Raw genomic sequence first — 2,450 nt, forward strand, 5'->3', positions numbered from 1 at the left:
GGACTCTGCCTGTAGCCTGCCACCCACCTCTCTTTCTACCCAGGTTCTAGAGACGATTGGCACCTGGACGGTGCAGCTGGCCCAGCGCCTGAACGTGATCGGCTTAATGAATTTGCAGTTGGCGGTCCAGGGAGAACAGATTTTTATGATTGAAGCCAATCCTCGGGCCTCCCGGACGGTGCCCTTCGTTTCTAAGACCATTGGCTTGCCCCTGGCCCAAATTGCGGCTCGGATCATGGCCGGTAAAACTTTGGCAGAGCTGGGATATGTCGAAGAGCGAATTCCTCAGCATATAGCGGTTAAAGAAGCAGTGTTGCCCTTTGATAAGTTTCCGGGTACAGACCCGATTCTGGGACCCGAAATGCGCTCTACGGGTGAAGCGATGGGGATTGATGCTGACTTTGGCAAGGCGTTTGCCAAGTCCCAACTGGCCGCAAATCAAAAACTTCCCCTGACCGGAACAGTGTTTGTTTCCATGAGCGATCGCGACAAAGTTAGTGTGGTGCCGGTGGTCCAAGATCTGGTTGCCTTGGGGTTTAAGCTGGTGGCCACCGCCGGCACTCGCCAAGTGCTGCTAGATCACAGCCTAGAAGTCGAGCTGGTTTTAAAGCTGCATGAGGGCCGTCCCCACGTCCTGGACTGGATCAAAAACAAAGACATTCAATTGATTTTAAACACGCCCTCTGGAGAAGAAGCCCAGGCCGACGGTCGGTTAATCCGCCGCACCGCCTTAGCCTACAAAATCCCGATTACCACCACCATTGCTGGCGCCAAGGCCACGGCAGCAGCAATTCAGGCTTTACAATCAGGCCCTTTAGAGGTCAAAGCCATTCAGGACTACCACGGTTTGTGAGCCCTTTAGACACTCCCAGCCTTCTGGCAATGCCTAAAAGAAAGGGTTGTGGCGGGCTCCAGTTAGCTTCATAAAAAGAAGTTAGCTTCATAAAAAGAAGCTTAAGACTCCCAAGCTCCCCCTTTGGGAATAGGTTGGGGACTCTAAGAATGTTACAATTTTTAATATAAAGTTTATTTGACGGGTGAATATGTCTGTAACAAGTTTATTTGTACTAGCTGAGGTCTGTTTGGCTGCCACCCTTTTAGGGGTCGGACTATCCCAGCAGCCCACCCCCGACCCGATTCCAGTTCGGGTTCAGGACAAAAAATCAGAATAGCCTAGCGTCCGCTGCGTTGTAGCCTTTTTACTCCAGGTTTATCCTGGCTTCTAATTCGAGCGATTTTTACCCTATGAGAACTGCCGAAACCTCAAAAGATCTAGTCAGAACCTATCTGCGAGAGATTGGTCGTATTCCCTTACTGACCCATGAGCAGGAGGTCGTGTACGGAAAGCAGGTCCAACGGCTGATTGAATTGGACCGCCAAAAGGAAGACTTAGCTGAACAACTAGGTCATGAACCCAGTTTTGAAGAATGGGCCAAGACAGCTAAACTGTCTACCACTGATTTACAAGCCCTGGTTGAGGAAGGCGAGAGTGCCAAGCGCAAGATGGTAGAAGCCAATCTGCGTCTGGTGGTCTCGGTGGCCAAAAAATACATTAAGCGCAATGTCGATCTTCTGGACTTGATTCAGGAAGGGACGATTGGGATGCAACGGGGCGTGGAAAAGTTTGACCCTACCAAAGGCTATCGGTTTTCGACCTATGCCTACTGGTGGATCCGTCAGGCGATTACCCGGGCGATCGCTGAAAAAGGCAGAACCATCCGCTTGCCGATTCACATTACTGAAAAGCTCAACAAAATCAAAAAGGCCCAACGCCAGTTGGCTCAAGAGTTTGGTCGGGCAGCGACAATTAATGAATTGGCGACAGAGTTAGATCTAAACCCGAAACAGGTGCGGGAATATCTAGAGCGATCGCGCCAACCCCTGTCTCTGGATGTACGGGTAGGCGATAACCAGGACACTGAGCTGGGGGAACTCCTAGAGGATACCTCTGCTTCTCCTGAAGACTTTACCTTGCAGACCTCGTTGCGCTCCGACCTAGAACGCTTGATGTCCGATCTAACCTTGCAACAGCAGGAGGTTTTGGCCTTGCGCTTTGGTCTCAATGATGGTCAGCCGTTAACCTTAGCCAAGGTGGGCGATCGCTTGAGTATTAGTCGAGAGCGAGTCCGCCAGATTGAACGAGAAGCCTTGAGTAAGCTCCGCAAACGCAAGGCAGATATTCACGAGTATTTGGCCAGTTAAATCAGGTCATTCCGTAAAAAATTAAAGGGGCGAGAGCCGATACTCAGGTTCGGTTCCGCCCACTTTTAGATCAAAAGGGCTTTTAGCTACATTATTATGTAGAAATATTAAAGACCTACGGTTTCAAACCATGGATAACAATCTTTTAAGTTCAACCCCTAATCCTCAAAATAACGAGACCCTTGACTCTGGTAATTCGCTTTGGCAGTATGTGCAGGACATGAGCCCAGAAATGGTGGCTCAGATGT

3 protein-coding genes are annotated in these 2,450 nt (G+C 50.0%); all 3 read left to right on the top strand.

Going from position 1 to position 2,450, the window contains the following annotated elements:
* A partial coding sequence (locus AC2VE5_RS25600) for an ATP-binding protein (RefSeq protein WP_486890395.1) occupies positions 1–853 on the top strand: 853 nt, incomplete at its 5' end.
* A gap of 190 nt (positions 854–1,043) precedes the next feature.
* Entirely contained in the window at positions 1,044–1,172 is a 129-nt protein-coding gene (locus tag AC2VE5_RS25605) for a hypothetical protein (protein ID WP_486890396.1), read from the top strand.
* 73 nt (positions 1,173–1,245) lie between these two features.
* On the top strand, positions 1,246–2,202 hold the full coding sequence (locus AC2VE5_RS25610) for an RNA polymerase sigma factor, RpoD/SigA family (protein ID WP_486890397.1): 957 nt from the start codon (positions 1,246–1,248) through the stop codon (positions 2,200–2,202).
* Positions 2,203–2,450: the final 248 nt, after the last annotated feature.

Source organism: Aliterella sp. E5.1, assembly GCF_057473825.1.

Bases quoted from the DNA above. Each gene is read 5' to 3' on its own strand.
- AC2VE5_RS25605 (WP_486890396.1), top strand. From the start codon at position 1,044: ATGTCTGTAACAAGTTTATTTGTACTAGCTGAGGTCTGTTTGGCTGCC.
- AC2VE5_RS25610 (WP_486890397.1), top strand. From the start codon at position 1,246: ATGAGAACTGCCGAAACCTCAAAAGATCTAGTCAGAACCTATCTGCGA.